Genomic DNA, 26,378 nt, shown 5'->3' on the forward strand with positions numbered 1-26,378 from the left:
GGCTGTCCGGCTGTCCGGCTGTCCGGCTGTCCGGCTGTCCGGCTGTCCGGCTGTCCGGCTGTCCGGCTGTCCGGCTGTCCGGCTGTCCGGGCACTCATCCGGCCTCGGGGACCGGCCGTCCCGCCGGGCCGCCGTCGCCGGCCGGGGACACCGCCGCACCCGCCCACGTCAGCGCCGTCCAGCCGTCCGACGGGGAGCCCTCCAGGGCCACGACGCCCGTGTTGGCGAGGGGGCGGGCGGCGGCGAAGGAGACGTCGACGTTGTCGGCGCGGGCCGCGGTCCACACCCTGATCGCCGCGCCGTGGCTGACCATGGCCACCGTGGAGGCCCCGCTGCGGGCGGCCTCCGCGACGACGGCGTCGTACCGCGCGAGCGCCTCGGCTCCGGTCTCGCCGCCCGGCATCCGCAGCCGCGTGTCCCCGGCCGCCCAGGCGAACACCGTCCTCAGGTACAGCGCCCCATGCTCGGAGTCGCCGGGCAGCATCTCCAGGTCGCCGGCGGACAGTTCCCGGATGCCTTCCCGGACGACCACGCCGAGGCCGCGCACCGCGGCCAGCGGGGCGGCGGTGAGCTGGGTGCGGACCAGCGTGGAGGCGTACAGGACGTCGATGTCCTCGCCGGCGAGCGCCTTCGGCAGCGCGGCGGCCTGCCGCTCGCCGAGCGCGGTCAGGCCGGGGCCCGGGGCGGCGGTGTCGAGCAGCGCCCGGACGTTGGTGGGGGTCTGGCCGTGCCGGACGAGGAGCAGACGCATCCAGGGGCCTCCGCGTGTCGGTCACCGCCCGCCGTGAGCGGCAACGGCCGACTCAGCGTACCCGCACGGGATCCGCCCCGGCCGGTGCACGAACCGTACCGACGAGCCGTACCGACGAACCGTCGGTCCACATGGCGAAACGCGGGTCTCATCATTCGGCATGCACGCGTACCGTGACGGGTACCGGCCGCCGGGGTCCGAAGCCCCGAGGGCCGTACGACGAGAGGGGATCAGCCATGCCGAAGCCGCGGGAGACCGCCGTCTACACGCACGGGCACCACGAGTCCGTGCTGCGCTCGCACACCTGGCGGACCGCCGCCAACTCCGCGGCCTACCTCCTCGGCTCGCTCAAGCCCCACATGAAGATCCTGGACATCGGCTGCGGACCCGGCACCATCACCGCCGACCTGGCCGAACTGGTCCCGGACGGGCACGTCACCGGCGTCGACGCGGCGCCGGAGGTGCTGGAGCGGGCCCGCGCCACGGCCGCCGAGCGCGGCCTGGGCAACGTCGGCTTCGCCGTCGCCGACGTCCACGCGCTGGACTACCCGGACGACACGTTCTGCGTCGTGCACGCCCACCAGGTGCTGCAGCACGTGGGCGATCCGGTGCGGGCGCTGCGGGAGATGCGGCGGGTGACCAGGCCGGGCGGTCTCATCGCCGTCCGCGACTCCGACTACGCGGCCATGACCTGGTATCCGGCGTCCGCCGGGATGGACGACTGGCTGGAGCTCTACCACCGGGTGGCCCGCGCCAACGGCGGCGAACCGGACGCCGGACGCCGGCTCAAGGCGTGGGCGGTGCGGGCCGGGCTGAGCGACATCACCGCGACCTCATCGACCTGGACGTTCTCCACCGCCGAGGAGCGGGCGTGGTGGAGCGGCCTGTGGGCGGACCGGACGGTGGCGTCGGCCTACGCCGAGCAGGCCACCGCGGGCGGTCACGCCACCGCGGAGCAGCTGCGCGCCGCGGCGGACGCGTGGCGGGAGTGGGGCGCCCGGGAGGACGGGTGGTTCTGCGTCCTGCACGGGGAAATCCTCTGCCGCAAGGACGCCTGAAACACGGTTTCCTGGAAACCCGGCCGAGCAGGAGGTTCATTATGGTTGCCATCCTGCTCGTACTGCTTCTGGTGCTGATCCTCTTCGGCGCGGGATTCGCGGTGAAGGCCCTGTGGTGGATAGCACTCGCCCTTCTCGTCGTGTGGCTTCTGGGATTCCTGATGCGCAGCACGACGGCCAGCGGCGGGAGGGGGCGCTGGTATCGGTGGTGAGGTGACTGCCGGATTGTCCCGGTGGATTCATTCGGGCCGGATTGTCCCGGTGGATTCATTCCCGGGGAAGCAGCGGTCCCAGCGGCCCGAGGTCCAGATTCAGGTCCTCGGGCCGCAGGCCGTAGCGCTCGCGCAGCTCGGTCATGCGGTCGTCGAGGAGCATCAGCGTGAGCCCGATCCGCTCCTCCTGGTCCTCGCTCAGGTCGCCGGTGTCGAACCGGCGCAGGGCCTGGCGTTCCATCAGCTGCCGCAGCAGTTCCACGACGGTCAGGACGAGCTTGACGAGGTCGCGCTCTACGGTGTCGGGCTCCAGGTCAAGCCGGTTGCGGGGCTCCAGGTCCAGCCGGTCGCGGCGGGGCGCGGTCACGTCAACCCTCCCCAAAAGGCGAAGGAACTTGTTCGTTCACGGAGCTGATCAGTGCGTTCAGGTCGATGCGCACCAGGTCGACGTCCGCGATGCGCAGGGTGATGTCCCCCGTGATGACCACGCCGCCGGCCAGCAGCCGGTCGAGCAGGTCGACCAGCGCCACCTCACGGCGTTCGACGACGGTCACTGCTCCTCCCCGGCGAAGGAGTACGCCGCCCAGGGCCCGGTGAGTTCCACCCTTATTCCGGCGTCGTCCATCATCTTCTCGTCCTTCGTCCGGTCCACCAGTTCCACGAATTCCTCGGAACTGCCGCGTGGCACCAGATATGCGGCGTTGAGGACGTTGCGCCCGGAGACCCCGGAGAGTTTCGGATTCTGCGGGGCGTGCAGCCGGAAATCCTCGGCGTGCGCGGAAAGTGTCGCGTGGAGGCGGCTCGCGAACTCCTCGCACTTCTGCCACGTCTCCTCGTTCGACTGCACCCGCATCCGCCGCTGCCGCAGGTAGTCCCGGCCCGACGCAGGCTTCCCGGCGGGCGCGGGCGCCGGCCGGGGGGCCTCGATCTCGGCGTACACCTTGACGCCCCACTCCACGCGGCCCTCCAGCCGCGCGAGGGTGCGCCGGAAGTCCTCCTCGCGCTCCTCGATCATCACCCGGACCCCGCTGTCGTCCCGGAAGACGGTGCCGAGCCTCAGCGGCAGCGGCGTGGTGACGACGGTGAGCGCGTCGATCACTCCCTGGTGGGCCCGGGCCACGGCGGTCAGCCAGTCCAGGTCCTCCAGATGCCTGCGGAGCGGTTCCTCGGCGAAGTCCCGCTCCGGCACGTGGCTCACCACGGCCACCAGACCGTGGTGAGGCACCACTCTGGGCGGGTCGTCCGCCACGCCCGTCAGCTGGGCCTGAAGGGGCGTGTCGAAGGGGCGGCAGACGGCGTAGACGTACCGCAGTCCGGTCACGGTGCCTCCTTCTTCTTCTCTTCCTCTCCCCGCCCTTCTTCGACGGGCTCCGCGTACAGCTCCAGCTGAGCCAGCCGCTCACGCAACTCGGCGTTCTCACGCGCGAGTTGCTTGCGGCGGGCGCGGGAGGACAACTCGGGGTCGTCCTCCCACCAGTCGATGCCCATCTCCTTCGCCTTGTCCACGGAGGCGACGATCAACCGGAGCTTGATGGTGAGGAGTTCGATGTCGAGCAGGTTGATCCGGATGTCGCCGGCGATGACGACGCCCTTGTCGAGCACGCGCTCCAGGATGTCGGCCAGGTTGGACCCGCCGCCTCCGGCGTAGGGTTCGGGCATCCGGCTGGACATGGTCATCGACGGCTCCCGCCGGCGTACTCGTACTCGGGCTCTTCTTCCTCTTCCTCCTCGTCGTACTCCTCAGGCCCCTCGTCGTCCTCTTCTTCCTCCGCACGGGGCTCCTCGTCCTCTTCCTCCTCGTCGTACTCTTCCGGCTCCCCGTCCTCTTCCTCTTCTTCTTCCTCTTCTTCCTCTTCCTCCCCGGTGGGCTCCTCGCCCTCCTCGCCTTCCTCGTACTCCCCGTTCTCCTCCTCGCCCTCCTGCTGTTCCCGCTCCTCCTCGGCAAGGGCGTCCTCGTGGCTGCGGACGACCTCGGCGTCGCGGATCTCACCGCGCCAGCCGTCCTCCGCCTCGCCCTTGAGCGTGATGAAGCGGACGTAGTTCTTGAGGTCGAGCCGGGCCCGGCGGCCCTGGGCGCGCCAGATGTTGCCGGTCTTCTCGAAGAAGCCCGAGGGGTAGTACTCGATCACCAGCAGAACGCGGGTCAGGCTGTCGGCGAGCCGGTGGAAGGAGACGACGCCCTTCGTGGTGCCCTTGGCGCCCTCCGAGGTCCAGGCGATCCGGTCGTCCGGCACCTGCTCGGTGGTCGTCGCCTTCCAACTGCGGTTGGACCACCAGACCTTCAGCTGCCAGTCGGAGTGCGTGTCGTCGGCGCGGCTCGCGCTCTTGACGCCCTTGGCGAAGGTGCTGAAGTCCTGGTACTTCGTCCACTGGTCGTACGCGGTGCGCAGCGGCACGCCGACGTCGATGCTCTCGATGATGACGGTCGGCTTCTGGCCCGAGCCGCCCTTCTTCTTGCCCTTGCCCTTGCCGCCCCCGAGGTTCTTCAGAGCGCCCATCACGTTGTCCTTGGCACGGGAGGCCCCGAGTTCGAGTGCGGAGCGCAGCGGCCCCTTGCCCTCGGCGAGCTTGCGGCCCCCTTCGAGGGCGAGTTTGGCGAAGCCCGGGCTGTTGCCCTCGGCGATGTCGTTCAGCTTGCCGGTGGTCTCGCCCAGCTTGCGGCCGACGCCGACCAGCAGGCGTTCGGCCTGCGCGGCCAGGTACTCCTGCACCTCGGCCTTCAGCCGGTCGGCGGCCTCGCTGTGGGCGAGGCCGGTGAGCGGGTTGTCCGTGGCCTTGCCGGCCGCCTTGCCCGCCGCGCCTGACAGAGTCTCGGTCATCGGTCACCGCCGCCCTTCCGCATCCGGCCCCGGGCGCCACGCGCGGCACCCCTGGCCGCGGCCGTCTTCTTCCCCGCGGTCTTCTTGGCGGTCGCCGTCTTCTTGGCCGCCGCCTTCTTGGCCGGGGCTGTCTTCTTCGCCGCCGTCTTCTTCGCGGGTGCCTTCTTGGCGGGTGCCTTCTTGGCGGGCGCCCTCTTGGCGGCCCGCTTCTCCGGTGCCCGCTTCGCCTCCGCCTTCCCGCCGCGCTCCTCGGAGTCCTCTTCGGCCTCCGGCTCCTCGGAGTCCTCCTCGGAATCCGGCTCCTCGTGTTCCTCGGACTCGGGTTCCTCCTCGTCCTCCGGTTCCTCCTCGGCCTCCGGTTCTTCCTCGTCCGTCGGCTCCTCGTCCTCGCCGCCCCGGCCGCCGCCCGGCACCACGCCCGCGAGCTGGTCCCGGACCTGACCGGTACGGCCGTGCAGGCGGTCGGCGAGCGCGTCGATCTGCCGCTCCACCATCGCGCCCGAGGCCGCCTTGCCGACGCCCCGCAGGTCGGTGCGCAGCTGGGTCCCGATCTCCTTGAACTGGGGGTTCTTCAGCAGTTGCTGGGAGACCAGGTCCGCGACCGCCCGGGGGGTGATGTTCATCCGCTTGCCGGCCACGATGGAGCCGATGGCGAACGCCATCTTCAGTTTCTTCGTGCGTCCCAGGAGATATCCGGCCCCTACCGCGAGGCCCATTCCTACTCGGTTCATCGTGCCGTCCCGTCCCCACTTCCCACGCCGTTGCGCAGGCCGATCTCCAGCCGGTCGAGGAGTTCGTCCTCCATCCGGTCGAACTCCTCCTCGTCCATCTCGCCCGCTTCCAGCCGTGCCTCCAGCTGGGCGAGTTCAGCCCGGACCGTGGCCGGGTCGTAGTAGATGCGCTCCGCCTCGCTGAGCACCTGTTTGATCGCCCACGCGCTGCCGCGCACCGGGGCGAACGGCAGCAGGAGGACCTCTGAGATCAGTCCCATGGGGACTCACTCCTCCTGGCTTTCCGTGCCGAGTGCGGCGGCCGCGGGCTTGCCGGGCCCCGGCTCCACGAAGCTGTACGGCGGCAGCGGGCCGTTCACCCGCAACTCCAGGTGCGGCTGGCTGCTGCGGACCTCCTCCACCCCGGCGAGGAAGTCCTCGGCGGACCCCCGCTCCACCAGGAAGGAGATGTTGGCCAGCCAGCCGGTCGACTCCGGGCCCACGCTGATCGTGTCGGCCAGCGGCTCCAGGGCGCTGCGGACCGCCTCCGCGTCCTCGCCCTCGCGGGCCTTGACGGCGTCCGCGACCATCTCGCCGAGCCGCAGCCGGTCCTCGTAACTGCCGCCGCCCGCCTGCCGGTTGGCCTCGGCCATACCGCGGAGCTCCGCGTTCTCGGACATCACGCGGTGCAGCACGGCCTCTTCGTCGTGGACGGCCTTGACGTTGTACTCGACCTTGCCGTCCAGCGCCTGCAGTCGCTCCTTGTAGTGGTCCGCGCGCTCCGCGAGCACGCTCGTGACCGTGTCGTCGTCCTGCGCGACGCTGCCGAACCTCATGGGCAGCACGCAGCCGCCGGCGCCCGCCTCGCTCAGCACGTTCTGGTGGGCGAGCAGGTCCTTGCGCTTGGGCCGCAGCCCCTCGGGGGCGTCGCTGACGACGGCCACGAGCTCGCCGGCCTGGAGAATGCGCACCGGCCGGGGCGGGTCTCCGACGCCGCCCATGCCGTCGGGCAGCGACGGGTGGGAAGCGGCCGCGATGCCGTAGACGTACGTGCTCACTCCTCTTCCTCCCTCCGGCGCGCGGCCGTCGTCTTGCGGCGCGGCCTGGATTCGCTCTGGCTCTCCTCACGGGCCTGCTTGAAGGCGTCGGATATGGTGTCCGCCGCTCCGGAGAGGGCCCCCTTCGACTTGCCGCGGGCGCCCGACTCGGTGACCTGCCCGACGACGTCGGGCAGGCCGGGGCTCTTGCGCGGGCCCGCCTCCAGGTCGAGCCGGTTGCACGCCTCGGCGAACCGCAGGTAGGTGTCGACACTCGCCACGACGACACGTACGTCGATCTTCAGGATCTCGATGCCGACCAGGGACACGCGCACGAACGCATCGATGACGAGCCCCCTGTCGAGGACGAGTTCGAGGACGTCGTAGAGGCCGCTCGAGCCGCCTCCGCCGCCGCTCTGCTGGGCCGGGACAACGGTCATGCCGACCGTGCCTCCTTCTCTGTGGACTGGTGAGTGGTCGATTGCTCCGGCGAGCGGCCTACCGGCCGCCCGGCCTGTGGGCGTCGGCCCGTCCGCGCTCGTAGCGGCGGACGCGCCGGTAGCCGGTCAGCTGGCCGTCAGGGTCGAGTTCGACCTGGTAGCTCGCCATCAGGCTCATCGTGTCGGGCACGCGGGCGAGCTCCATGACCTCGATCTCCAGGGACCAGCCGTCCTCCGTCTGGTCGAAGGACGAAACGCTCTCGGCGGCCATGCCCGTCAGCTCCGCGAGCTGGGCGCGCGCGTGGCGCAGCACCTCCATGGGGCCCGGCCGCTTGCTCGTCGTGCGGCTCTCCGCCTTCTTCGGGGAATCGGGTGAATCTTGTGACTCTGGTGTGTTCTTTGTGTTCGTCATGGCCACCTCTCACTCCGTGTGGCCGCCCAGCCGTCGGACAAACCTTCCTGGGCGTCCGGGTCCAGGGGGATCGGCGTCACCGGTGGACAGCGCGGGTAGGTGCATCAACCACGTAGCCCGTCGAGCCTGCGGCGGGCCGGTCCGAGGGCGCGCGCCCTGCTCTTGGCACCGGCCCAGGGCTCGGTGCGGGCCTGGTCGACGGCGTCCGCGACGGTCCAGCGACGGGCGTGCAGGCCGGGGTCGTCGAGCTGGGACCAGGCGATCGGCGTGGCCACCGGAGCGCCGGGCAGGGCGCGCACGGTGCAGGGGGCGACCGCGGTCTGGGCGTAGGCGTTGCGTCCGATGTCCAGGTAGAGCCGGCCGCCGCGGTCCTTCCTGCGGGGCGCGGTGGTGAGCCGGTCCGGGTGCGCGGCGGCGGGTGCCGGCGACGTCGCGGGCGAAGGCGCGCACCTCGTCGTAGCCGTGCTGCCCGGTCAGCGGGACGATCACGTGCAGGCCGCGCGAGCCGGTCGTCATCAGCGCGGAGGGGAGCCGGAGTTCGTCGAGCAGCTCGCCCAGCAGCCGGGCCGCCGCACGGACCGCGGCGAAGTCGTCACCCGCCGGGTCGAGATCGAAGACCATCCGGTCGGGCCGGTCGATGTGCCCCACCCGGGACATCCAGCGGTGCAGCGTCAGGCATGCCTGGTCGACGAGGTGGACCAGGGTGGCGGAGTCGTCGCACACGGTGTGGCAGACGGTGCCGCCCTCCTTCGGCACCTCGACACGGGAGACCCGGTCCGGAGAGCTGTCCGGGGTGTTCTTCTGCATGAAGCGGGGACCGTCGATGCCGTCCGGGTGCCGTTGCAGCATCAGCGGCCGGCCGCGCAGGTGCGGCAGCATGAACGGGCCGGCGCGGCGGTGGTAGTCGACCAGGTCGGACTTGGTGTACTCCTTCCCGTCGCCGCCGGGGAACAGCACCTTGTCCGGCCGGTGCACGCGGACCGTGCGGCGCCCCGCCCGCACGGCCCGCGTGTCGTCGCCGGCCCGCGTGTCGTCGCCGCTCACGGCACGACCGCTTCCCCCACCAGCAGCCGCCCGGCCGCGGCGATCGACTCCGCGTCGATGCCCGCAGCGTGCAGCTGCTCGTCCGGGGAGGCCGAGCCCGGCATCGTACGGACGGCGAGGCGCACCAGCCGCGGCACGGGCCGTCCGTCGGTGAACGCGTCGAGGACGGCGTCCCCGAGGCCGCCCTCCTCGTGGTGGTCCTCCACCGTCATCAGGCAGCCGGTCTCCTCGGCGGCCCGGCGAAGGGTGAGCCGGTCGACGGGCTTGACCGAGTACAGGTCGACGACCCGGACCGGGACGCCCTCGCGCTCCAGCGCGTCGGCGGCGGCCAGCGCCTCGTGCACGGTCACTCCGGCGGCGACCACGGTCAGCCGGTCCCGGTCGGAGGAACGCAGCACCTTGCTGCCGCCGACCGGGAACTCCTCGTCGGGCCCGTAGATCACCGGGCTCTCGCCGCGTCCGGTGCGCAGGTAGCGGATGCCGTCGCGGCCGGCCATGGCGGCGACGAGTTTCGCGGTCTGGTTGGCGTCGCACGGGTACAGCACGGTCGAGCCGTAAACGGCCCGCATCATGGCCAGGTCCTCCAGCCCCATCTGGGAGGGGCCGTCCTGCCCGATCGCGACGCCCGCGTGCGAGCCGACGAGGTTGACACCGGCGCCGCTGATCGACGCCATGCGCACGAAGTCGTGGGCCCGCGTGAGGAAGGCGGCGAAGGTGGCGGCGTACGGCACCCAGCCGCGGGCGGCGAGGCCCACCGCGGCCGCGACCATCTGCTGCTCGGCGATGTAGCACTCGAAATAGCGGTCGGGGTGTGCCTTGGCGAACAGTTCGGCGCGGGTGGAGTCGCCGACCTCCCCGTCGAGGGCTACGACATCGCCGCGCGCGGTGCCGAGCGCGGCCAGCGCCTCGCCGAAGGCGTTGCGGGTGGCGACCTTCTCGCCCTCGTCCCAGCGGGGCAGGTCGGGCCGGGCGGCGGTGACGTCGTGCGCCCTGCCGTCCGCGGCCGGCTCGTGCACCCGTACCCGGACCTCGCCCGGTCCGCCGAGTTCGGCCACCGCCTCGTCGGCGTCCGGGAGCGGCTTGCCGTGCAGGCCCTCGCGGTCCTCGACGGCGGCCACGCCCTTGCCCTTGAGCGTGCGGGCGAGGATGGCGGTGGGCTGGCCGGTGGTGGACCTGGCCTCGCCGTAGGCGCGGTCGATCGCGTCGACGTCGTGGCCGTCCACCTCGACGGTGTGCCAGCCGAACGCCTGGAAGCGGCGGGCGTAGGCGTCGAGGTCGTGGCCGTGGCGGGTCGGGCCGCGCTGGCCGAGCCGGTTGACGTCGACGATCGCGGTCAGGTTGTCCAGGTGCTCGTACGCCGCGTGCTCGGCGGCCTCCCAGATGGAGCCCTCCGCCAGCTCGCTGTCCCCGCACAGCACCCACACGCGGTAGTCGCGGTGGTCCAGCCGCTTGCCCGCCAGCGCGATGCCGACGCCGACCGGCAGGCCCTGGCCGAGCGAACCGGTGGCCGTCTCGACCCACGGCAGTCTGCGCGGCGTCGGATGCCCTTCGAGGCGGCTGCCGAGCTTGCGGAAGCCGAGCAGTTCACCGTCGTCGATGGCACCGGCCGCCTTGTACGCGGCGTACAGCAGCGGCGAGGCGTGCCCCTTGGACAGGACGAAGCGGTCGTTGCCCGGGTGGTCGGGGCGTGCGAAGTCGTAGCGGAGGTGGTTGGCGATCAGGACGGCCATCAGGTCCGCGGCGGACATCGAGGACGTCGGGTGCCCGGATCCCGCGGCGGCCGACGCCCGCACGCTGTCCACGCGCAACTGACGTCCCAGCTCGTCGAGTTCGGCGGTGTTCATACGTCTCCTCGTGATGTGTCAGTCGGACCGCTGGACGGGACCGGGGGACTCGGACGACGGCCCACCGGACTGCCCACCGGACTGCCCTCCGGACCGGCTCCTGGCGGGCTCACCATCCGACCGGCTCCTGGCGGTCTGGCCGTCGGGCCGGCTCCTGGCGGGCTGCCCGTCGGTCTGGCCGTCGGGCTGGTTCCTGGCCGGTTCACCGCCGGGCTGGTTCCTGGCCGGTTCACCGCCGGGCTGGTTCCTGGCCGGCTCCGGGCCCGCGTCGGCCGACGCGCCCGCGGGCGGGTCGGCGGACCGGCCGGTCCGCGGCTGCGCCCGCTCCTCCCGGCTGCCCGGCGTCCGGGCCAGTTCCGGCGCCGCCGTGTCCAGCGGGACCGACCAGGCCCGCACGAGCCCCAACTGCACGGCCTGGCGCGGCAGTACGGCGTCCAGCAGCCAGTCGGCCGCGACCCGCACCCGGTTGCCCGGCATCGCGGCCAGGTGGTAGCCGCGGGCCACCGCCCCGGCGACCGGGCCGGAGAGCGCGACGCCGAGCGGGTTGGCGGCCGCCTGCACCCCGCCGAGGTCCACGACGAAGCCCAGGTCGCGGTGGCGGTAGGCACGGCGGTCGCCGATGCCGAGCGACGCGGCCACGTTTCGGCCCGCCACCTTGCCCTGCCGCCAGGCGTGCTGGGCCGTCATCGGCGTGTACGCGCCGGGCTGCTCCAGGTCCGGCACGGCGGCCGCGTCGCCGCACGCGAACAGGTGCGGATGGCTCGGCACCTGGAGGTGCGGGTCGACCAGCAGCCGGCCGCGTTCCATGGGCAGCCCGAGTGACTCGGCGAGCGGATCGGGCCGTACGCCCACGCACCACACGAGGGTGCGTGAGTCGACGAACTCCCCGTCCGTCAGCAGGACTCCGTCGGGCGTGGCCTCCTTGACGGAGGTGCCCATCCGCACGTCGACGCCGCGTCGGCGCAGCACGCTGTCGGCGGTCCGCGACAGCCGCTCGTCCAGTTCGGGCAGCACCCGCGGTGCGATGTCGAGCAGCATCCAGCGCGGCCGCATGCCCTGCCGCAGCGGGTGCTTGCGCACCTGCGCGTCGGTGAACAGCTGCCCCTGCGCGGCGACTTCGGTGCCGGTGTAGCCGGCGCCGACCACCACGAACGTACAGCGGGCGGAGCAGGTCGCCGGGTCCTTCGCGGCGGCCGCCAGTTCCACCTGGCGGGTGACGTGGTCGCGCAGGTACAGGGCCTCGGGCAGGCCCCGGAAGCCGTGCGCGTGCTCGGCGACGCCGGGGATCGGCAGCAGCTTGTTGACGCTGCCCGCGGCGAGCACCAGCCGGTCGAAGGACAGGGTGCCGCCGTCGCCCTCCGGGCCGGTGTAGTGGACGGTGTGCGCGTCCAGGTCGATCGCGTCGGCCTCCCCGAGCACCAGCCGTACGTGCGGCAGGGTGCCGGAGAGGGAGACGGTCACCCGTCGGGGTTCCAGGATCCCGGCGGCGACCTGGGGCAGCAGGGGCAGGTAGAGGAAGTAGTCGGTCGGGTTCAGCAGGGTGACGTCGGCCTTGTGCCGCACCAGCCGGGACAGGGTGCGGGCCGCCCGGTACCCGGCGAACCCGGCACCGACGATCACGATGCGGGGTCGACTCACGGTTCGCCTCCGGCGCTGTCGGGTGCCTCGTACGAGAGCCTTCCGCGTCCCCCTGGTCGGACCGCCCAAACGTCCGCCGGTTGCCGCCGGGGCCACCCGGGTACCCGGGTGGGCGTCCTGACCGCCGCTTTCGCGGAGCTGCGTTGGAGGTACCCCCATGCCCGAATACGGCTACTTCCTCTCGTGCGAGGAGTTCGCTCCCGCGGACCTCGTCGAGCAGGCGCGGATGGCCGAGCAGGCCGGATTCCAGTCGCTGTGGATCTCCGACCACTATCACCCGTGGAACGACGCCCAGGGTCAGAGCCCGTTCGTGTGGCTGGTGATCGGCGCGCTGTCGGAAGCGGTGTCGCTGCCCGTGGAGACGGCCGTGACCTGCCCGACCGTGCGGGTCCACCCGGCGGTGGTGGCGCAGGCGGCGGCGACCTCGGCGGTGATGACGAACGGCCGCTTCCGGCTGGGCGTCGGCACCGGCGAGGCCCTCAACGAGCACATCCTCGGCCATGTCTGGCCGCCCGCGCACGTGCGCCTGGAGATGCTGGAGGAAGCCGTACAGATCATGCGCCGGCTGTTCACCGGCGAGGAGGTCAATCACCGCGGCACGCACTACACGGTGGAGAACGCCCGTCTCTACACCCTGCCCCAGGAGCCGGTCGCGATCGACGTCTCCGGGTTCGGCCCGGCGGCGACGAGCCTGGCCGGACGGGTGGGCGACGGCTTCGTCACGATGATGCCGGACGCGTCGATGGTGGAGCAGTTCCGCAAGGGCGGCGGGGGCGGCAAGCCGGTCATGGGCGGCACGAAGGTCTGCTACGGCGCCGACCGGGACGAGGCGGTGCGCACCGTGCGCCGGCTGTGGGCCAACCAGTTCCTGCCCGGCGAGATGAGCCAGATCCTGCCCGAACCGAGCCACTTCGAGCAGCTTCAGCCGCTGGTCACCGAGGACATGGTGAGCGAGCAGGCGGTGTGCGGGGACGACGTCGACGAGCACGTGGCCGCGCTGTCCGCGTTCGCCGAGGCGGGCTTCGACCGGATCTACGTCAATCAGATCGGCCCCGACCAGCGCGGCTTCTTCGACTTCTACCGGACGAAGGTGCTGCCACAGCTGAGGGAGTGACGTTCGGGGCGGGGCGGCGCCCCTGCCGCCCCGCCCCGCCAGGCGTCCCTGCATCGGTGTCGCTCATGGACATGTACGTCATCCATGGGCCTTGACCCGGCGCAGACCGGCGGTGACCGCGGCGCCCAGGCCGCCGACGACCAGGCCGGCTCCCATGCGTCCCCGGTTGCGGGAGATCCAGTCCTGCGGGCTGCGCGCGATCGACTGGTCGTCGAAGCGTCCGTGCGCCCCGTGGTCCCGGCCGTGCGGCCCGTCCACGGGCGCCCACAGGTTCGGCGGCCCGCCGTGCCCGCCCCGGTCCTGCTGGGAGTCGAAGCCGGTGCGGGCGAGGTACCGGTCGAGCAGTCCGGGTACCACCGCGTTGGCGATCAGGGTGGCCGCGGTGGATCCGCCCACCCAGTACTCGCGCCGCCGTCCGTGCGACGCGGCGTGCACGATCGCCCGCGCCGCCACCTCGGGCTGGTACACGGGTGCCACCGGCCGCGCCTGCCCCGGCATCCGGCTGAGCACCCAGTCGAACTGCGGGGTGTTGACGGCCGGCAGTTGCACCATCGTCGTACGGACCCCGCTGCGTGCGTGCAGCAGCTCGCAGCGCAGCGACTCGTTGAACCCCTGGATCGCGTGCTTGGCGCCGCAGTACGCCGACTGCAGCGGAATCCCGCGGTAGGCCAGCGCGGAGCCGACCTGCACGATCGTGCCCCGGTCGCGCGGCAGCATGTGCCGCAGCGCCGCCCGGGTGCCGAACACGTAGCCCAGGTACGTCACCTCGGTCACCCGGCGGAACTCGTCCGGGGTGATCTCGGTGAACGGCGCGAACACCCCCGCGAACGCGTCGTTGACCCACACGTCGATGTGCCCGAACACGTCGGCGACCCGCTGGGCGGCGTCGTCGACCGCCTTGGCGTCAGCCATGTCCACCGGCACGACCAGCGCCTCGCCCCCGGCGCGCTGCACTTCGTCGGCGGCCCCGGCGAGTCCCTCGCGTCCCCGGGCCAGCAGGGCGACCCGGTCGCCCCGGGCGGCGAAGGCCCGGGCCGTGGCCCGTCCCACGCCGCCGCTGGCCCCCGTCACGACGACCGTCCTGCGCCCCTTCGGCAGGGGTACGCCCCAACGCCCGCGCACCGCGTCACGCCCTGCGGTGCGGCGGCTCGGGGTCGATGTCGTCCGGCCGGGGAGCCGGTGTGCTCCTGCCGGGTCCGGGGGGACCGGTGACCGGCCCGCCCGGTGCCCCGGCCGCGCCACCCGGTGTTCCGGCCGCCCCACCCGGCGCCGCGGGCGGCGCGGCAGGCGGCGACACGGGCGGCGCGGCGGACGGCCGGACCGGCGGCGCGGCAGGCGGCGTCGGCGGCCGAGCGGTGCCGAACCCGCCGGCCGGGGCGCCCGGAGCGTGGCGGCCGGTGCCCCAGCCGCGGCCCGCGGGGGCCCCGGCCTCGTGAGCCCCGTGTTCCGGAGCCGGCCGGGACGGGTGCGGCCGGGCCGCGGCACGCAGCGCGTAGGCGATGGCTCCGAGGATCACGGCGGTGACCAGAGCGGCGACCCAGCCGGGCATACCGAGGGCGAGGGCGAGGCCCACGGTGAGCGCGAGGGCCGCGCCGGCGTAGAGGGCGGCGGCGCCGGACGCCGCGTACAGCATCGCCGTACGCCGCTGCTTGCGAGTCTGTTCGCGCAGTTCGTCGCGCACGGTCTCGCGCGCCACCTGCGCCAGCTCGTCGACCAGTTGCTTGTCCAGATGCTCCAGATGATCCAAGCCTTCCATGGCCGCCGGGTACCCGCGCCCACGTGCGCATAACACCGTCCGGCACCGTCCGCACGGCGGCCCGGAGGGGGCCGCGCTCCGAAGGGTCGCGGGGAACCGCGCGACCGGCCACGCCCGCACCGCGGCCGACCGACGGCACCACGCGGCACCACGCGGCACCTCCGGCGGAGCGCTCGGGCCCGGCAGCCGGAGGGGCGACCGGGGACGAGGGGATCGCGGGAATGGATCACCTTCACCGGTCGCCCCAACTAGGCTCTGCGGCATGGACATTCTGGGAGCCACGCTGCGCGTCTGCGTCGACGACCTGGAGACCGCGGTCCCCTTCTACGAACGGCTCGCGGGCGGCCGGGCCCTCCGCTTCGAACGCGGTGGCGTCCAGGTGGCCGCGGTCGGCTGCTTCCTGCTGATGAGCGGGCCCGAGGCCGAGCTGGAGGTGCTGCGCAAGGTCGCGGCGACCATCGCCGTCAAGGACGTCGAGGAGACCCACCGGGTGCTCACCGACCTGGGCGCGCACATCGTCGCGGGCCCGGTGGCCACCCCGGCGGGCCGCAGCCTGATCGCGATGCACCCGGACGGCACGGTCTACGAGTACGTGGACCGCGGCGCCTGACCCCTCACAGGTCGCGGGCCACCGAGCGCGCCACCCTCCTGGCCGCCGGCCGCAGTTCCCCCTCCACGGCGGTCGCTGTGCGCCCGTCGAGCACGACCTTGGCGACGGACGGCCCGCGCCGGTCGAGACGTTCGAGGCGCAGCCGGGTCGGCGGGTGCGTGGCGTCCTGCCGGTGCCGCTCCGATTCGCCGGTCCGCAGCAGCCGTGCGCGCTCGTCCGCCGGTACGGCCGCCAGGTGGTCGGCGAGCCGCGGCCACAGTGTCTCGTCCGCGCGGGGAGCACCGTCGCGCCCGGCGAACGCCGTCGCCTCGTTGGACAGCCGGCGCAGCTCCCCTTCGATCCGTCCGGCGTGCAGCAGCGTCTCCATGAGGTCCCGGGCGGCTTCGGCGGAGGCCACGTCGGCGGCCAGGTCGTCGGCGAGGTACTCACGCTCGGGCTGTCCGCGCAGCGAGACCTTGTCCAGCACGGTCAGCGCGCCGCGCGCGGCGTGGTACGGGATGCGCAGCAGCCCGACGACCAGCAGGTGCACGAGCCGGCCGTCCCAGCGTTCGGGTGTGAGCACCACGACCCACAGCCGCAGGGTGTGCAGGGCGCTTCCGACCACCGTGCCGTGCCGGGTGTCGCCGCCCGCGAAGTGACCGAGCTCGTGGCCGAGCAGGGCGACCTTCTGCTGCGGGGTGAGCACGGCCCACAGCCCCAGTCCGAGGCACAGGGCACGCCGCCTGGGACCGCAGGCCGTGACGGAGGCGTTGACGCGCGGATCCAGCGTGATCACGTCGACGCCGCGCGTGCCGACCTCCCGTGCCACGGCGTCGACCAGTCCGAACAGCCGGGGCGCGTCGGCCCTCGTCAGCCGCGGTGCCGCCTCGTCGAGGCGTGGGAAGCGCGGCCGCAGCAGAAGGAACAGCAGCACCATGAGCACGCCGAAGAACATCACGAACGGATTGCCCCAGCCCCGTACGAGCAGCCACCCCCCGGCGCCGAGCAACGCGAACGACAGCCCGTGCACCAAGAGGGCCAGCGCGTACGCGGCGGCGTACGAAGGCGTCGGCCGTGCCCGCCGCGCCCGCGCTCGCGCGCGAGGGTCGGCCTGCTCGGTGTCCTGCGTCGTCATCTTCCCCACCCCTGTCCTGCGCAGCGCACGGGTGCGCGACGCCGGAGGAGAGTAACGCCCCCGATTCCCGGACCCGTTGACGGGGGTACCGCTCCGGGGGCCGTCAGCGGGACGGGCCGGTCGGAAATTCCGTGGGCGCCGGCTTCCCGGGGCCGTAGAGTCGGCCCTCGACCGGCGCGGAACGACACGGGGAGCAGGGCGATGAGTGAGCGGCACACGTACCGGGTGATCGTCCGGGGGACGTGGGACGGGCTGAGCGACACGGCCCGGCAGCGGCTGCTCGACGAGGCGGCGGACCACGGGCTGGCCAGCATGCGGTTCACCGAGGAGGGCTCGCTGACCTACGAGCGGTCGCCGCTGAAGCACTTCTCGATGCGGTTCGTGGTGGTCTCGGACGCGGCGGACGGCGACGAGATGGCGGGCGCGATCGCGGAGGACCGCGCCGAGGCCACGCTGCGCGCGCTGGGCTACGGCTTCACACGGATGAAGTCGACCGTCACCGACCTCGACACCATGAAGATCAACGTCAAGCCCGCATCTCGACGGTGAGCGCCCAGCGCTCGTGGTCCCGCCAGGCCCCGTCGACGTGGAGCATCTTCGGCGAGAAGCCCTCCAGACGGAACCCGCAGGAGCGGGCCAGGGCGATCGAGGCGGCGTTGCCGGGCTGCACGTTGATCTCCAGCCGGTGCAGCCGCATCGGCCCGAAGGCGTGGCTCACCACCAGCTCCAGGCCCTCCCGCATCAGCCCGCGTCCGGCCGCGTGAGCGAAGGCGCCGTAGCCGAGCGCGCCGCACTGGAAGCCGCCCTCGACGATGTTGTTGATGTTGACGAAGCCGGCGATGGCGCCGTCGCCGTGCTCGCTCTCCTTCTCGCAGACCAGGAACCCGGCCTTGGTCGGGTCCTCGATCAGCCGGCCCGCGTAGGCGGCGTAGGCCTGCGGGGTGTCCGGCGGGAACAGCCACGGGTGGTGCAGGTCCTTGCTCTCCCGGGCGCGGGCGGTGAACTCGGCACCGTCGCCGTAGGTGAAGTGGCGCAGCCCCACGCGGGGGCCTTCGGCGAGGTAGCGGGTCGGGGGATGCGGCATTCCGCCAGCCTACGACGCCGCCGCCCCGGTGGCCGTCGCACCGGGGCGGGGACGGCTCAGCGCAGCGCGGGTTCGTCCAGGGTGAGCGTGCCGGCGTCGGCGTCGAGTTCGGCGCGCACGCCGAACGGGACGGTCAGGGCGCCGGCGCAGTGTCCGAACCCGAACTCCTCCGCGACGGGGACGCCGAGGCCGCCGAGCCGGTCGGCGAGGACGGCGCGCAGCTCGCCGTAGGGGCCGCACCCGTCCCAGGAGCCGAGCGCGACGCCGGTGACGCCGTCGAGCCAGCCGGAGCGCAGGAGTTGGGTGAGCATGCGGTCGACGCGGTACGGCTGCTCGCCGACGTCCTCGATCAGCAGCAGGCCGCCCCGGGCCCCGTCGCGGGCGTGCGGGGTGCCGAGGTCGGCGGCGAGCATGCTCAGGCATCCGCCGACGGTCACGCCCCGGGCCCGGCCGGGGACGAGGGCGGTGCCCCCGGAGGCGATGGAGCGGACCGACTCGGGGGCGAACAGGGTGGCCCTGAGATGGTCCTGGGCCCGCGCGTTCTTGAGGAAGTCGACGCCCGCGGCCGCCGGGCCGTGCAGGGTGACCAGGCCGAGGCGGGTGGCGAACGCCTGGTGCAGCACCGTGATGTCGCTGAAGCCGACGAACACCTTCGGCCCGGCCGCCCGCATCGCCGTCCAGTCGAGCAGGTCGGCCATCCGCTGGGCGCCGTACCCGCCCCGCGCGCACAGCACCGCGTCCACCGCCGGGTCGCACCAGGCGGCCTGCAGGTCGGCCGCCCGGTCCGCGTCCGTGCCCGCCAGGTAGCCCAGCCGCCCGTGCCGGTCCAGGACGTGCGGGCCCACCACCGGGTCGAGGTCCCAGCCCCGCAGCACGTCCAGCCCGGCCTGCAGCCGCTCCTCGGACACCGGCCCGCTCGGCGCGACGACGGCGACCCGCGCGCCGGGGGCGAGCCGGGGAGGTCGCGTCAGCTCTCTCACTTCGTCAGCTCCAGGGTCGGGATGCCGCGCGGGTTCAGGCCGAAGACCTGTGCGTACAGGGAGAGTTCGGCCTGCAGGGCGCGGATGGTGGTCTCCGCCCGGCGGAATCCGTGCCCCTCCCCCTCGAAGGCGATGTAGGCGTGCGGCACTCCCCTGCCCTCCATGCGGGCGAGGAAGCGTTCGCACTGGACGGGCGGGCAGATCACGTCGTCCAGTCCCTGGAGCAGCAGGAAGGGCGCGGTGACGCGGTCGGCGTGCTCGGTGGGCGAGCGCTCCGCGTACCGGGCGGGCACCTCGGCCAGCGGTCCGACCAGGCCCTCCAGGTACCGCGACTCGAAGTCGTGGGTCTCCCCCGAGGCCCAGCCGGCCAGGTCCAGGATCGGGTAGATGATCGTGCCGCAGGCGTAGACGTCGGTCGAGGTGAGCGACGCGGCCGCGGTCCAGCCGCCCGCGCTGCCGCCGCGGACGGCGAGCCGGGCCCGGTCGGCGGTTCCCTCGTCGGCGAGGGCGAGCGCGACGGCCGTGCAGTCCTCGACGTCCACCACCCCCCACTGCTCACGCAGCCGGTCGCGGTACTCCCGCCCGTACCCGGTCGAGCCGCCGTAGTTGACCTCCGCCACGCCGATGCCCCGGGAGGTGAAGTAGGCGATCTCCAGGTCCAGCACCAGGGGCGACCGGCCGGTGGGCCCGCCGTGCGCCCAGACGACGTACGGGGGCAGTTCGTCGTCGGGGGCGGCGCACCCGGGGTGGTGGGGCGGGTAGACGTGGGCGTGGACGTCGCGTCCGTCGGGGCCGGTGAACGTGCGGATCTGCGGCTCGGGGTAGTAGGCGGGCTCGACGGCGTCGTCGTGCGCGGCGCCGATGACGTGGGCCCGGCCGGTCCGGGTGTCGAGTTCGACGACCTCGTGGGCGCTGCGCGGGCCGGCGCCGACGGCCACGACCCGGTCGCCGTGCACCGCGAGCGTGGGCGAGAACTCCGTCCAGGGGCCGGCCGCGTCGACGACCTCGCCGGTGTCCGGGTCGAGCACGCCGAGCGCGGCGGCGCCGCGGCCGTGCACGACGGCGATCAGGCCGTTGTGCAGCGGGGCGAACCAGCGGTGGCCGAGCTTCCACAGCGGGCCGCCGAACTCCTCCTCGCGCGGGCACACCGGCTCGCCGTCCCGGTACAGGTTCCACCAGCCCGTGCGGTCGCTCGCGTACAGCAGCCGGCCGTCGGCCGACCAGTCGACCTGGGCGACCGACTCCTCGGGGCCGCCGGCCACCGTCCGCGCCCGCTGGAGGGTGCCGTCCTCGGCGACGGAGGCCAGCACCACCTCCGTGCCGTCCCACGGCATGCGCGGATGGTCCCAGCCGAGCCAGGCCGCGCTGCGCCCGTCCGGTGACAGGCGTGGCCCGGTGACGAACCGGTGCCGGCCGTCGCTGAGTTCGCGCACCGCGTCCCGGTCCTGGGCCGCCGAGCCGTCCAGCGGTACGGCGGCCAGGACGCGGCGCACGTCGGTGGGCCCGTCGCCGGTGAACTCCTCCAGTACGCACCACACTTCGCCGCGCCCGGCCGGCAGCTGCGGCTCCGCCCAGCGCAGTCCGCCGCCCACCGGGGAGACGGGGGTCAGCGGCATCGGCTCGCCGCCCGGCCGGTACCGGTACAGCCGCTGGTCGGCGAAGTTCACGAACACCACGAGCGGTTCGCCGTCCACCACGGTCCCGGCCCAGGGCTGCCCGCCGTACTCGATGACCCGGCTGCGCACGTTCCACGGGGCGGGCAGCACCGACTCCTCCCCGCCGTCGGCGTGCCGGCGCACCAGCGTGCGCCGGCCGCCCTCGGCGGGCCGGGGCTCCGTCCACCAGGCCTCGTCGCCGACGAATCCCACGTACTCGGGGTGTCCGTCGTGCGCGGCGGCGAGCGCCGCGCTGATCGGCGAGGGCCACGCACCGTACGGAAGGATCTGCACTGTCTCCCCCATCTGCCTAGGCCGTCCGCAGGAAGCGGTCGAGGACGCGGACGCCGAAGTGGAGCGCCTCGACCGGGACGCGTTCGTCGACGCCGTGGAAGAGCGCCTGGTAGTCGAAGCCCTCGGGGAGCTTCAGCGGCGCGAAGCCGTAGCCGGTGATGCCCAGGCGCGAGAACTGCTTGGCGTCCGTGCCGCCGGACATGCAGTACGGCACGACGTGTCCCTCCGGCGCGAACTCCTGGATCGCGGCGCGCATCCTGGCGTACGTCGGGGAGTCGAGCGGTGCCTGCAGGGCCACTTCGCGGTGGTGGAACTCCCAGTCCACGTGCGGCCCGGTGAGTTCGTCGAGGGTGGCGCGGAACTCGTCCTCGCAGCCGGGCAGGAACCGGCCGTCGACGTAGGCCACCGCCTCCCCGGGGACCACGTTGACCTTGTAACCGGCTTGCAGCATGGTCGGGTTGGCGCTGTTGCGGACGGTCGCCTCGACCAGTTCGGCGGCCGGTCCGAGCTTGTCGAGCAGCCCGTCCACGTCGTCCAGGTCGGTGTCGATGCCGTACAGCGCGGCGAGTTCGGTGAGCGCCGCGCTGACGGTCGGGGTCAGCCGCAGCGGCCACTCGTGATCGCCGATCCGGGTGATCGCCTCGGCGAGCCGGGTGATGGCGTTCTCCCGGTTGACCTTGGAGCCGTGCCCGGCCCGCCCGCGGGCGGTGAGCTTCATCCACCCGGTGCCGCGCTCCCCGGCGGCGACGGGGTAGAGCTGCCGGCCGCTGCCGTCGTGGAAGGTGAACGCCCCGGACTCGCTGATGCCCTCGGTGCAGCCCTCGAACAGGTGCGGGTGCTCGCCGGCGAGGAATCCGGAGCCGTCGGCGGCGCTGTCCTCCTCGTCGGCGGTGAACGCGATCACCAGGTCGCGCCGGGGCCGTACGCCGAGGCGTGCCCAGGCCCGCACGACGGCGAGGATCATCGCGTCCATGTTCTTCATGTCGACCGCGCCGCGCCCCCAGACGACCCCGTCGCGGACCTCCCCCGAGAAGGGGTGCACGGTCCAGTCGCGGGCCTCGGCGGGCACCACGTCCAGGTGCCCGTGGACGAGCAGCGCGTCGGCGGCCGGGTCGGTGCCCTCGATACGGGCGACGACGTTGGTGCGCCCCGCGGTGCGCTCCAGCATGGCCGGCTCCAGCCCGGCTTCCGCCAGTCGCTCGGCGACGTACTCGGCGGCGGGCCGTTCCCGGCAGTCCCCGCCGCCGCGGTTGGTGGTGTCGATGCGGATGAGGTCGGAGGTGAACCGGACGACCTCGTCGAGCGCCTGCGCGTCAGCCATACTGCTCCTCCACGGCGGCCGAGACGACGGTGGTGACCGCCTTGAAGGTACGGATGCCCTCGTACATGGTCACGCTGGTGTACGCCACCTTGCGCTCCCCGGTCCGCTCGACGCCCGGCACCACGGTGGCGGCCATGGCGAGGTGCTCGGCGTCGAACTCGAGCGCGACGGTGAACGGGCCCGCCTGGACGGGTTCCTGGCGGACCGCCAGCGCGGCCGCCGTCCTGGCCGCCGCGCGGATGTCGGCGGCGGTCCTGGCGGGCGTGCGGCACACGGCCGCGTACCGCGAGACGTGGTCCTTCACGGCGACCTTGAGCGCCTCGGGCGCATAGCCGAGCGCGTCCTCGCACGCCACGTCGTCACCGGTCACCAGGACCACGGGTACACCGAATTCGGCGACGACGCGCGCGTTCAGCAGGCCCTCGCTGGCGGGGACGCCGTCGAGCCACACGCCGGTGATGGAGTTGGCGAGATAGGTGTGGGCGAGGACGCCCTCCTTGCCGGCGCCCGCGTGGTAGCCGACGAACGCGATGCCGTCGACGTCGCCGCGCTGCACACCCTCCACCATGGACAGGTCCTTGTGCCGCCCGGTGAGCATCTGCACCCGCTCGTCGAGGTGTTCCAGGAGCAGGTTGCGCATGCTCCAGTGGGCCTCGTTGACGAGGACCTCGTCGGCGCCCCCGTCGAAGAAGCCCAGCGCGGCGGCGTTCACGTCCGAGGTGAACATCGGCCGGCACCGCTCCCACTGCGGCGTCCCCGGCAGCACGTCGGCCGGCCAGGTGACGCCGGTGGCGCCCTCCATGTCGGCGCTGATGAGGATCTTCATGGTCCGCCACGTTACGCGGCGCGGGGACGTCCGGCTACGGGGGGCGGCCCTCAGCCGGCCCGGCCGGCCAGCAGCCATGTCGACGGCGGCTCGATCCGGGTGCCGTCGGGTCCCGACCGGGTCCTGGGCGGCGGGAGTTCGCCGCTCGCCGGGACGGTGAGGCCGGCCGCGCGCGGGTAGCGGGGCACGGCGTCGTCGGCCACCTCGCCGGGGGCTGTCCCGTGCCGGAAGACGGGCGCGAGCCTGGGCGGCGGGCCGGCCGGACTCCGCGCCAGGGCCGGCAGCACGGGCTTGGCGGCCTCGGAGAGCTCGACGGGGAAGGCCCGTTCGCGCTCGCCGAGGAGCGCGGCGACCGAGTCCACCATCCGCTGCCGGTCGTCGGGCTCGGCCTGGTGCAGGACGCCCCGCGGGTAGACGTCGGCGTCGCCGAGTTCCGCGTGCAGCGTCTCCGTCTCGATTCTTCGCCGCGAAGTCCAGTACGCGGTAGGCGGCCTGCCCGGCGGGGTCCGCTCGCCGGGCGTGCTCGACGGCCGCCGGGGACAGGCCGGCGCCCACGACATGCGGGAAGCGGTCGGCGAGGAACCGGGTCCGGGTGCCGTCGCCGCAGCCGAGGTCCACCATCGGCAGGCCGGGTTCGGTGAGGTGCGGCCCGAAGAGGGCCAGGTGCGGAGCGGCCGCCAGGGCGGGCTCCGCGTCCCGGAAGACGGCCCCCGGCTCCTCGGGGGCCTCCCGCCAGAAGCCCTCCCACGCCTCCCGGACCGAGGTCCGAGACCGTCGCCGTCCGGGGACGCACCGTCCGGGTACGCACCGTCCGGGTACGCACCGTCCGGGTACGCACCGTCCGGGTACGCCTCGCACAAGGCGCCGTCCTCCTCAGGCAGGGCGCCGGCGACGGGCAGCAGGTCGGCGGCGGGGCGGCCGATCGCGTCCGGTCCGGCGACGCCGAACAGGCGGCGTGCGCCGCTGCTCCAGTGGGAGACGAGACCGTCGCGGTCCGCCACGACCACCGCCAGCGGGACGCGTCCGGCCTCGGCGGGCCGCGGTGCCGCGTCCTTCCGGGCTCCGCGGCCGCAGGGCGCGTCCCGCTCGGTCTCGCCGCCACGGTCCATGGCCCAGGCCCTCTCTCCCCACGGCTCCGCGAGAACTGTGCCGCCGTCACCGCCGTACGGCTCGGTCCGGTGGTGACGGGCGCCGATGTGGGAATTGGGTTCAACCATTCGCTCCGGCGCCCGCGGGGCCGGACGGGCGCGCCGGGGGGCTCAGTCCTCGTGCCCGAGCTGCAGGTCCCGCTCGGTGCGGCCGCCGCCCGCCACCTGGAGCACGGTGGCCACGGGCGGGTAGCCGGCCGCGATGACCGTGTACTCGCCGGAGGACAGGTCGACGAACCGGAAGGTGCCGTCGGGGCCGGTGGTGAGGGTGTCGGTGACGTTGCCCGCCGCGTCGAGCAGCGTCACGCGGGCGTCCTCGACGGGCCTCCCGCCGCTCGCCCGTACGGTGCCGCGCAGCACGGCGCCGCCCGCGAGTTCGACGTCCTGCCGGGTCTCCCGGGACGCCTGCACGGTGACCGGAAGCGCGGCCGGGCGAAAGGCCGGCGCGCTGGCGGCGAGCGTGTACTCGCCGGCGACCAGCTCGGTGATGACGTAGCCGCCCTCCCGTCCGCTGCGGGTGGTGGCGACGACCTCGCCGTGCACGTTGGTGAGGGTGACGGTGGCGTCCCGCACGGGGCTGCCGTCGGCGGTGACCACGCTCCCGGCGAGGCGTCCGGCGCCGCCGAGGACGACGTCGAGCTCGACCGGGCGCTCGCCGACGGTGACGGAGACGGCCTGCGGCTGGTGTCCGCCCGCGGCGGCGATGAGCACGTAGGAGCCCGTGCCCGGCGTGGACAGCGCGTACCGTCCGTCGTCGCCGCTCGCGCCCCGTCCGATCTGCTGTCCGGCCACGTCGATGAGGGTGAGCGCCGCGCGGGCCACGGCGGTCCCGTCCGGGTGCTGCACCGTGCCGCAGACGGGGACTCCGGCGGGGTGCGAACGGGCCTGCTGGAGGGGGACGGTCACGGTCGCGGGCTCCGTTTCGGCGGCGTTGTGGGACACCAGGGGTTTCTCCTTGAGGAAGAAGGCGATCAGCGTGCCGAGGACGAGCACCGGCACGAGGTAGAGGAAGATCCGCGGCATGGCGTCGGCGTACGCCGCGATGTAGTCCTCGCGCAGTGCCGGGGGCATCGCGTGCACGAGCTGCGGGGTGAGGGACTCCGGGTCGGGCAGCGCGGCGCCCGCGTGCGCCGGGAGGCGTTCGTCGAGCGCGTCGGCGAGCCGGCCGGCGAACAGGGTGCCGAAGACCGCGGCGCCGACGCTGCCACCGATCTGCCGGAAGTAGTTGTTGGCGCTGGTGGCGGTGCCGAGGTCGGCGGGGCGCACGGAGTTCTGCACGGCGAGGACGAGGACCGGCATCACCATGCCGATGCCGGCGCCGAGGACGGCCATCCAGAGGCTGTAGTGCAGCCGGGGCGTGTCGGCCTGGAGGCGGGAGAGCAGCCACATGCCCACGGTGGACAGGGCGCCGCCGAGGACGGGGTAGACCTTGTAGCGACCGGTGCGGCTGACCAGCTGTCCGGAGATGATCGAGGCGCCGACGATGCCGCCCATCATGGGCAGCATCAGCAGACCGGATTCGGTGGCGGAGGCCCCGTCGACCATCTGCAGGAAGGTCGGCAGGTAGCTGGCCGCGCCGAACAGCGCGACGCCGGTCACCAGGCCGACGAGCCCGGTGACGTTGAAGACGGAGTCCCGGAACAGCCGCAGCGGGACGAGGGGTTCGGCGGCGAGGCGCTCGGCGGCGACGAACAGGACGGCGGCCAGCACGGCCGCGGCGCCGAGACCGAGGACGACGCGCGAGTCCCAGGCGTACTCGGTGCCGCCCCAGCTGGTCAGCAGCACCAGGCAGGTGGAGGCGACGGCGAGCAGCAGCGTCCCGGGGAGGTCCAGGCGCGGCCGGGCCGAGGGTTTCGGCAGCTTCAGCACGACGGTGACCACGGCCAGGGTGAGCAGGCCGAGGGGGACGTTGAAATAGAAGCACCAGCGCCAGGAGAGGTGGTCGGTGAAGTACCCGCCCAGCAGCGGCCCGGCGACGGAGGCGAGCCCGAAGGCGGCGCCGATCATCCCCATGAACCGCCCGCGCCGCCGGGGCGGCACGATGTCCGCGATGATCGCCTGCACGCCGATCATGAGTCCGCCCGCGCCGACGCCCTGCACGGCGCGGAAGGCGATCAGCTGGTCCATGGTCCGCGCCCGCCCCGCGAGCGCGGAGCCGACGACGAAGACGGCGATGGCGAACTGGAAGACGCCCTTGCGGCCGAACAGGTCGCCGAGCTTGCCGTAGACGGGCAGTCCGACGGTGGCGGTGAGCAGGTAGGCGGTGATCGCCCAGGACATCCGGTCCAGGCCGTGCAGCTCGCCGACGATCTTCGGCAGCGCGGTGGCGACGATCATCTGCTCCAGCGCGGCCAGCAGCAGCGCGAGCATCAGCCCGAGGAACACCAGCCGCACCCGGCGCGGGCCGAGTCCGGCCGCCGGAGCCGGCGCGGCGGGGGTCCGCGGGGGTGCCGGTGCCGCTTCCTCGTGCACCAGAGTGATCCCGCCCACGTGCCGCTCCCCTCGTCGCGC

At 73.5% G+C, this 26,378-nt stretch carries 27 protein-coding genes and 2 pseudogenes; 5 read left to right on the top strand and 24 right to left on the bottom strand.

The features are described 5' to 3' along the window. Window positions 1–94: 94 nt before the first annotated feature. Window positions 95–751: a histidine phosphatase family protein gene (locus tag VKA29_RS24035; RefSeq protein WP_324788026.1), complete on the bottom strand. Its 657-nt coding sequence runs from the start codon at window positions 749–751 to the stop codon at window positions 95–97. A gap of 236 nt (window positions 752–987) precedes the next feature. Between VKA29_RS24035 and VKA29_RS24040 the strand changes: the two genes are divergently transcribed. Together VKA29_RS24040 and VKA29_RS24045 are read left to right on the top strand one after the other, a co-directional pair. After that, window positions 988–1,809 carry a class I SAM-dependent methyltransferase gene (locus VKA29_RS24040; RefSeq protein ID WP_324788027.1) on the top strand — a complete coding sequence of 274 codons (822 nt, stop codon included), beginning with the start codon at window positions 988–990 and terminating at the stop codon, window positions 1,807–1,809. A 41-nt stretch (window positions 1,810–1,850) separates the two neighbouring features. After that, window positions 1,851–2,021 carry a hydrophobic protein gene (locus VKA29_RS24045; RefSeq protein WP_324788028.1) on the top strand — a complete coding sequence of 57 codons (171 nt, stop codon included), beginning with the start codon at window positions 1,851–1,853 and terminating at the stop codon, window positions 2,019–2,021. Window positions 2,022–2,076: 55 nt separating this feature from the next. Here VKA29_RS24045 and VKA29_RS24050 read toward each other — a convergent pair whose 3' ends face one another. The 13 genes and pseudogenes from VKA29_RS24050 to VKA29_RS24110 all read right to left on the bottom strand — a co-directional run bounded on the left by VKA29_RS24050 (window position 2,077) and on the right by VKA29_RS24110 (window position 11,965). After that, window positions 2,077–2,358 carry a gas vesicle protein K gene (locus VKA29_RS24050; protein ID WP_324788107.1) on the bottom strand — a complete coding sequence of 94 codons (282 nt, stop codon included), beginning with the start codon at window positions 2,356–2,358 and terminating at the stop codon, window positions 2,077–2,079. Between the two features lie 31 nt (window positions 2,359–2,389). Further along, entirely contained in the window at window positions 2,390–2,575 is a 186-nt protein-coding gene (locus VKA29_RS24055) for a gas vesicle protein (protein ID WP_324788029.1), read from the bottom strand. After that, window positions 2,572–3,342 carry a GvpL/GvpF family gas vesicle protein gene (locus VKA29_RS24060; protein WP_324788030.1) on the bottom strand — a complete coding sequence of 257 codons (771 nt, stop codon included), beginning with the start codon at window positions 3,340–3,342 and terminating at the stop codon, window positions 2,572–2,574. Before VKA29_RS24060 ends, VKA29_RS24055 begins: the two co-directional genes overlap by 4 nt. Beyond that, window positions 3,339–3,698: a gas vesicle protein gene (locus tag VKA29_RS24065; RefSeq protein ID WP_324788031.1), complete on the bottom strand. Its 360-nt coding sequence runs from the start codon at window positions 3,696–3,698 to the stop codon at window positions 3,339–3,341. The genes VKA29_RS24060 and VKA29_RS24065 overlap by 4 nt, the downstream gene beginning before the upstream one ends. Then, a complete protein-coding gene (locus tag VKA29_RS24070; protein WP_324788032.1) occupies window positions 3,695–4,840 on the bottom strand; it encodes an SRPBCC family protein in 1,146 nt (381 codons plus the stop codon). Before VKA29_RS24070 ends, VKA29_RS24065 begins: the two co-directional genes overlap by 4 nt. Next, window positions 4,837–5,571, bottom strand: a complete 735-nt coding sequence (locus tag VKA29_RS24075) for a DNA primase (protein ID WP_324788033.1) — start codon at window positions 5,569–5,571, stop codon at window positions 4,837–4,839. Before VKA29_RS24075 ends, VKA29_RS24070 begins: the two co-directional genes overlap by 4 nt. After that, on the bottom strand, window positions 5,568–5,831 hold the full coding sequence (locus VKA29_RS24080) for a gas vesicle protein GvpG (protein WP_324788034.1): 264 nt from the start codon (window positions 5,829–5,831) through the stop codon (window positions 5,568–5,570). Before VKA29_RS24080 ends, VKA29_RS24075 begins: the two co-directional genes overlap by 4 nt. 6 nt (window positions 5,832–5,837) lie before the next feature. After that, a complete protein-coding gene (locus VKA29_RS24085) occupies window positions 5,838–6,608 on the bottom strand; it encodes a GvpL/GvpF family gas vesicle protein (protein ID WP_324788035.1) in 771 nt (256 codons plus the stop codon). Further along, window positions 6,605–7,027 (bottom strand): gas vesicle structural protein GvpA, encoded by a 423-nt coding sequence (locus VKA29_RS24090; protein ID WP_324788036.1) that lies wholly within the window; start codon window positions 7,025–7,027, stop codon window positions 6,605–6,607. Before VKA29_RS24090 ends, VKA29_RS24085 begins: the two co-directional genes overlap by 4 nt. A gap of 58 nt (window positions 7,028–7,085) precedes the next feature. Then, the gene (locus VKA29_RS24095) at window positions 7,086–7,439 is read right to left on the bottom strand and encodes a gas vesicle protein (protein ID WP_324788037.1); all 354 of its coding nucleotides are present in this window, start codon (window positions 7,437–7,439) and stop codon (window positions 7,086–7,088) included. A gap of 104 nt (window positions 7,440–7,543) precedes the next feature. After that, a pseudogene (ligD, locus tag VKA29_RS24100) lies at window positions 7,544–8,441 on the bottom strand (non-homologous end-joining DNA ligase). Between the two features lie 38 nt (window positions 8,442–8,479). Next, on the bottom strand, window positions 8,480–10,327 hold the full coding sequence (locus tag VKA29_RS24105) for a transketolase (protein ID WP_324788038.1): 1,848 nt from the start codon (window positions 10,325–10,327) through the stop codon (window positions 8,480–8,482). Between the two features lie 18 nt (window positions 10,328–10,345). Continuing rightward, complete coding sequence (locus VKA29_RS24110) at window positions 10,346–11,965, bottom strand: FAD-dependent oxidoreductase (protein ID WP_324788039.1); 1,620 nt, start codon at window positions 11,963–11,965, stop codon at window positions 10,346–10,348. A gap of 157 nt (window positions 11,966–12,122) precedes the next feature. Between VKA29_RS24110 and VKA29_RS24115 the strand changes: the two genes are divergently transcribed. Then, a complete protein-coding gene (locus tag VKA29_RS24115; RefSeq protein ID WP_324788040.1) occupies window positions 12,123–13,079 on the top strand; it encodes an LLM class F420-dependent oxidoreductase in 957 nt (318 codons plus the stop codon). Window positions 13,080–13,157: 78 nt separating this feature from the next. On the opposite strand, the gene VKA29_RS24120 is transcribed toward VKA29_RS24115, so the two are convergent. Further along, window positions 13,158–14,201 carry an SDR family oxidoreductase gene (locus VKA29_RS24120; protein ID WP_420718550.1) on the bottom strand — a complete coding sequence of 348 codons (1,044 nt, stop codon included), beginning with the start codon at window positions 14,199–14,201 and terminating at the stop codon, window positions 13,158–13,160. A 4-nt stretch (window positions 14,202–14,205) separates the two neighbouring features. Further along, window positions 14,206–14,835, bottom strand: coding sequence for a phage holin family protein (locus VKA29_RS24125; protein WP_324788041.1), 630 nt, complete (start codon window positions 14,833–14,835; stop codon window positions 14,206–14,208). A 262-nt stretch (window positions 14,836–15,097) separates the two neighbouring features. Between VKA29_RS24125 and VKA29_RS24130 the strand changes: the two genes are divergently transcribed. Next, the gene (locus VKA29_RS24130; protein ID WP_324788042.1) at window positions 15,098–15,445 is read left to right on the top strand and encodes a VOC family protein; all 348 of its coding nucleotides are present in this window, start codon (window positions 15,098–15,100) and stop codon (window positions 15,443–15,445) included. Window positions 15,446–15,449: 4 nt separating this feature from the next. On the opposite strand, the gene VKA29_RS24135 is transcribed toward VKA29_RS24130, so the two are convergent. Next, entirely contained in the window at window positions 15,450–16,559 is a 1,110-nt protein-coding gene (locus VKA29_RS24135) for a M48 family metallopeptidase (protein ID WP_324788043.1), read from the bottom strand. A 201-nt stretch (window positions 16,560–16,760) separates the two neighbouring features. Between VKA29_RS24135 and VKA29_RS24140 the strand changes: the two genes are divergently transcribed. After that, a complete protein-coding gene (locus tag VKA29_RS24140) occupies window positions 16,761–17,108 on the top strand; it encodes a DUF6204 family protein (protein WP_324788044.1) in 348 nt (115 codons plus the stop codon). Here VKA29_RS24140 and VKA29_RS24145 read toward each other — a convergent pair. The 7 genes and pseudogenes from VKA29_RS24145 to VKA29_RS24180 all read right to left on the bottom strand — a co-directional run bounded on the left by VKA29_RS24145 (window position 17,086) and on the right by VKA29_RS24180 (window position 26,357). After that, a complete protein-coding gene (locus VKA29_RS24145) occupies window positions 17,086–17,643 on the bottom strand; it encodes a GNAT family protein (protein WP_324788045.1) in 558 nt (185 codons plus the stop codon). The two genes, VKA29_RS24140 and VKA29_RS24145, sit on opposite strands and share 23 nt — an antisense overlap. Window positions 17,644–17,699: 56 nt before the next feature. Beyond that, the gene (locus VKA29_RS24150) at window positions 17,700–18,623 is read right to left on the bottom strand and encodes an LD-carboxypeptidase (RefSeq protein ID WP_324788046.1); all 924 of its coding nucleotides are present in this window, start codon (window positions 18,621–18,623) and stop codon (window positions 17,700–17,702) included. Beyond that, a complete protein-coding gene (locus VKA29_RS24155) occupies window positions 18,620–20,584 on the bottom strand; it encodes a prolyl oligopeptidase family serine peptidase (RefSeq protein WP_324788047.1) in 1,965 nt (654 codons plus the stop codon). Before VKA29_RS24155 ends, VKA29_RS24150 begins: the two co-directional genes overlap by 4 nt. Before the next feature lie 4 nt (window positions 20,585–20,588). Further along, complete coding sequence (locus VKA29_RS24160; protein ID WP_324788048.1) at window positions 20,589–21,893, bottom strand: M20/M25/M40 family metallo-hydrolase; 1,305 nt, start codon at window positions 21,891–21,893, stop codon at window positions 20,589–20,591. After that, window positions 21,886–22,719 carry a M55 family metallopeptidase gene (locus VKA29_RS24165; protein WP_324788049.1) on the bottom strand — a complete coding sequence of 278 codons (834 nt, stop codon included), beginning with the start codon at window positions 22,717–22,719 and terminating at the stop codon, window positions 21,886–21,888. The genes VKA29_RS24160 and VKA29_RS24165 overlap by 8 nt, the downstream gene beginning before the upstream one ends. 50 nt (window positions 22,720–22,769) lie before the next feature. Further along, window positions 22,770–23,475, bottom strand: a pseudogene (locus VKA29_RS24170) (class I SAM-dependent methyltransferase); the annotation flags it as partial. Between the two features lie 503 nt (window positions 23,476–23,978). Then, complete coding sequence (locus VKA29_RS24180; protein ID WP_324788050.1) at window positions 23,979–26,357, bottom strand: MFS transporter; 2,379 nt, start codon at window positions 26,355–26,357, stop codon at window positions 23,979–23,981. Between the last annotated feature and the right edge of the window lie 21 nt (window positions 26,358–26,378).

Origin of the sequence: Streptomyces sp. H51 (assembly GCF_035656535.1) — a bacterium.
Classification (GTDB): domain Bacteria; phylum Actinomycetota; class Actinomycetes; order Streptomycetales; family Streptomycetaceae; genus Streptomyces.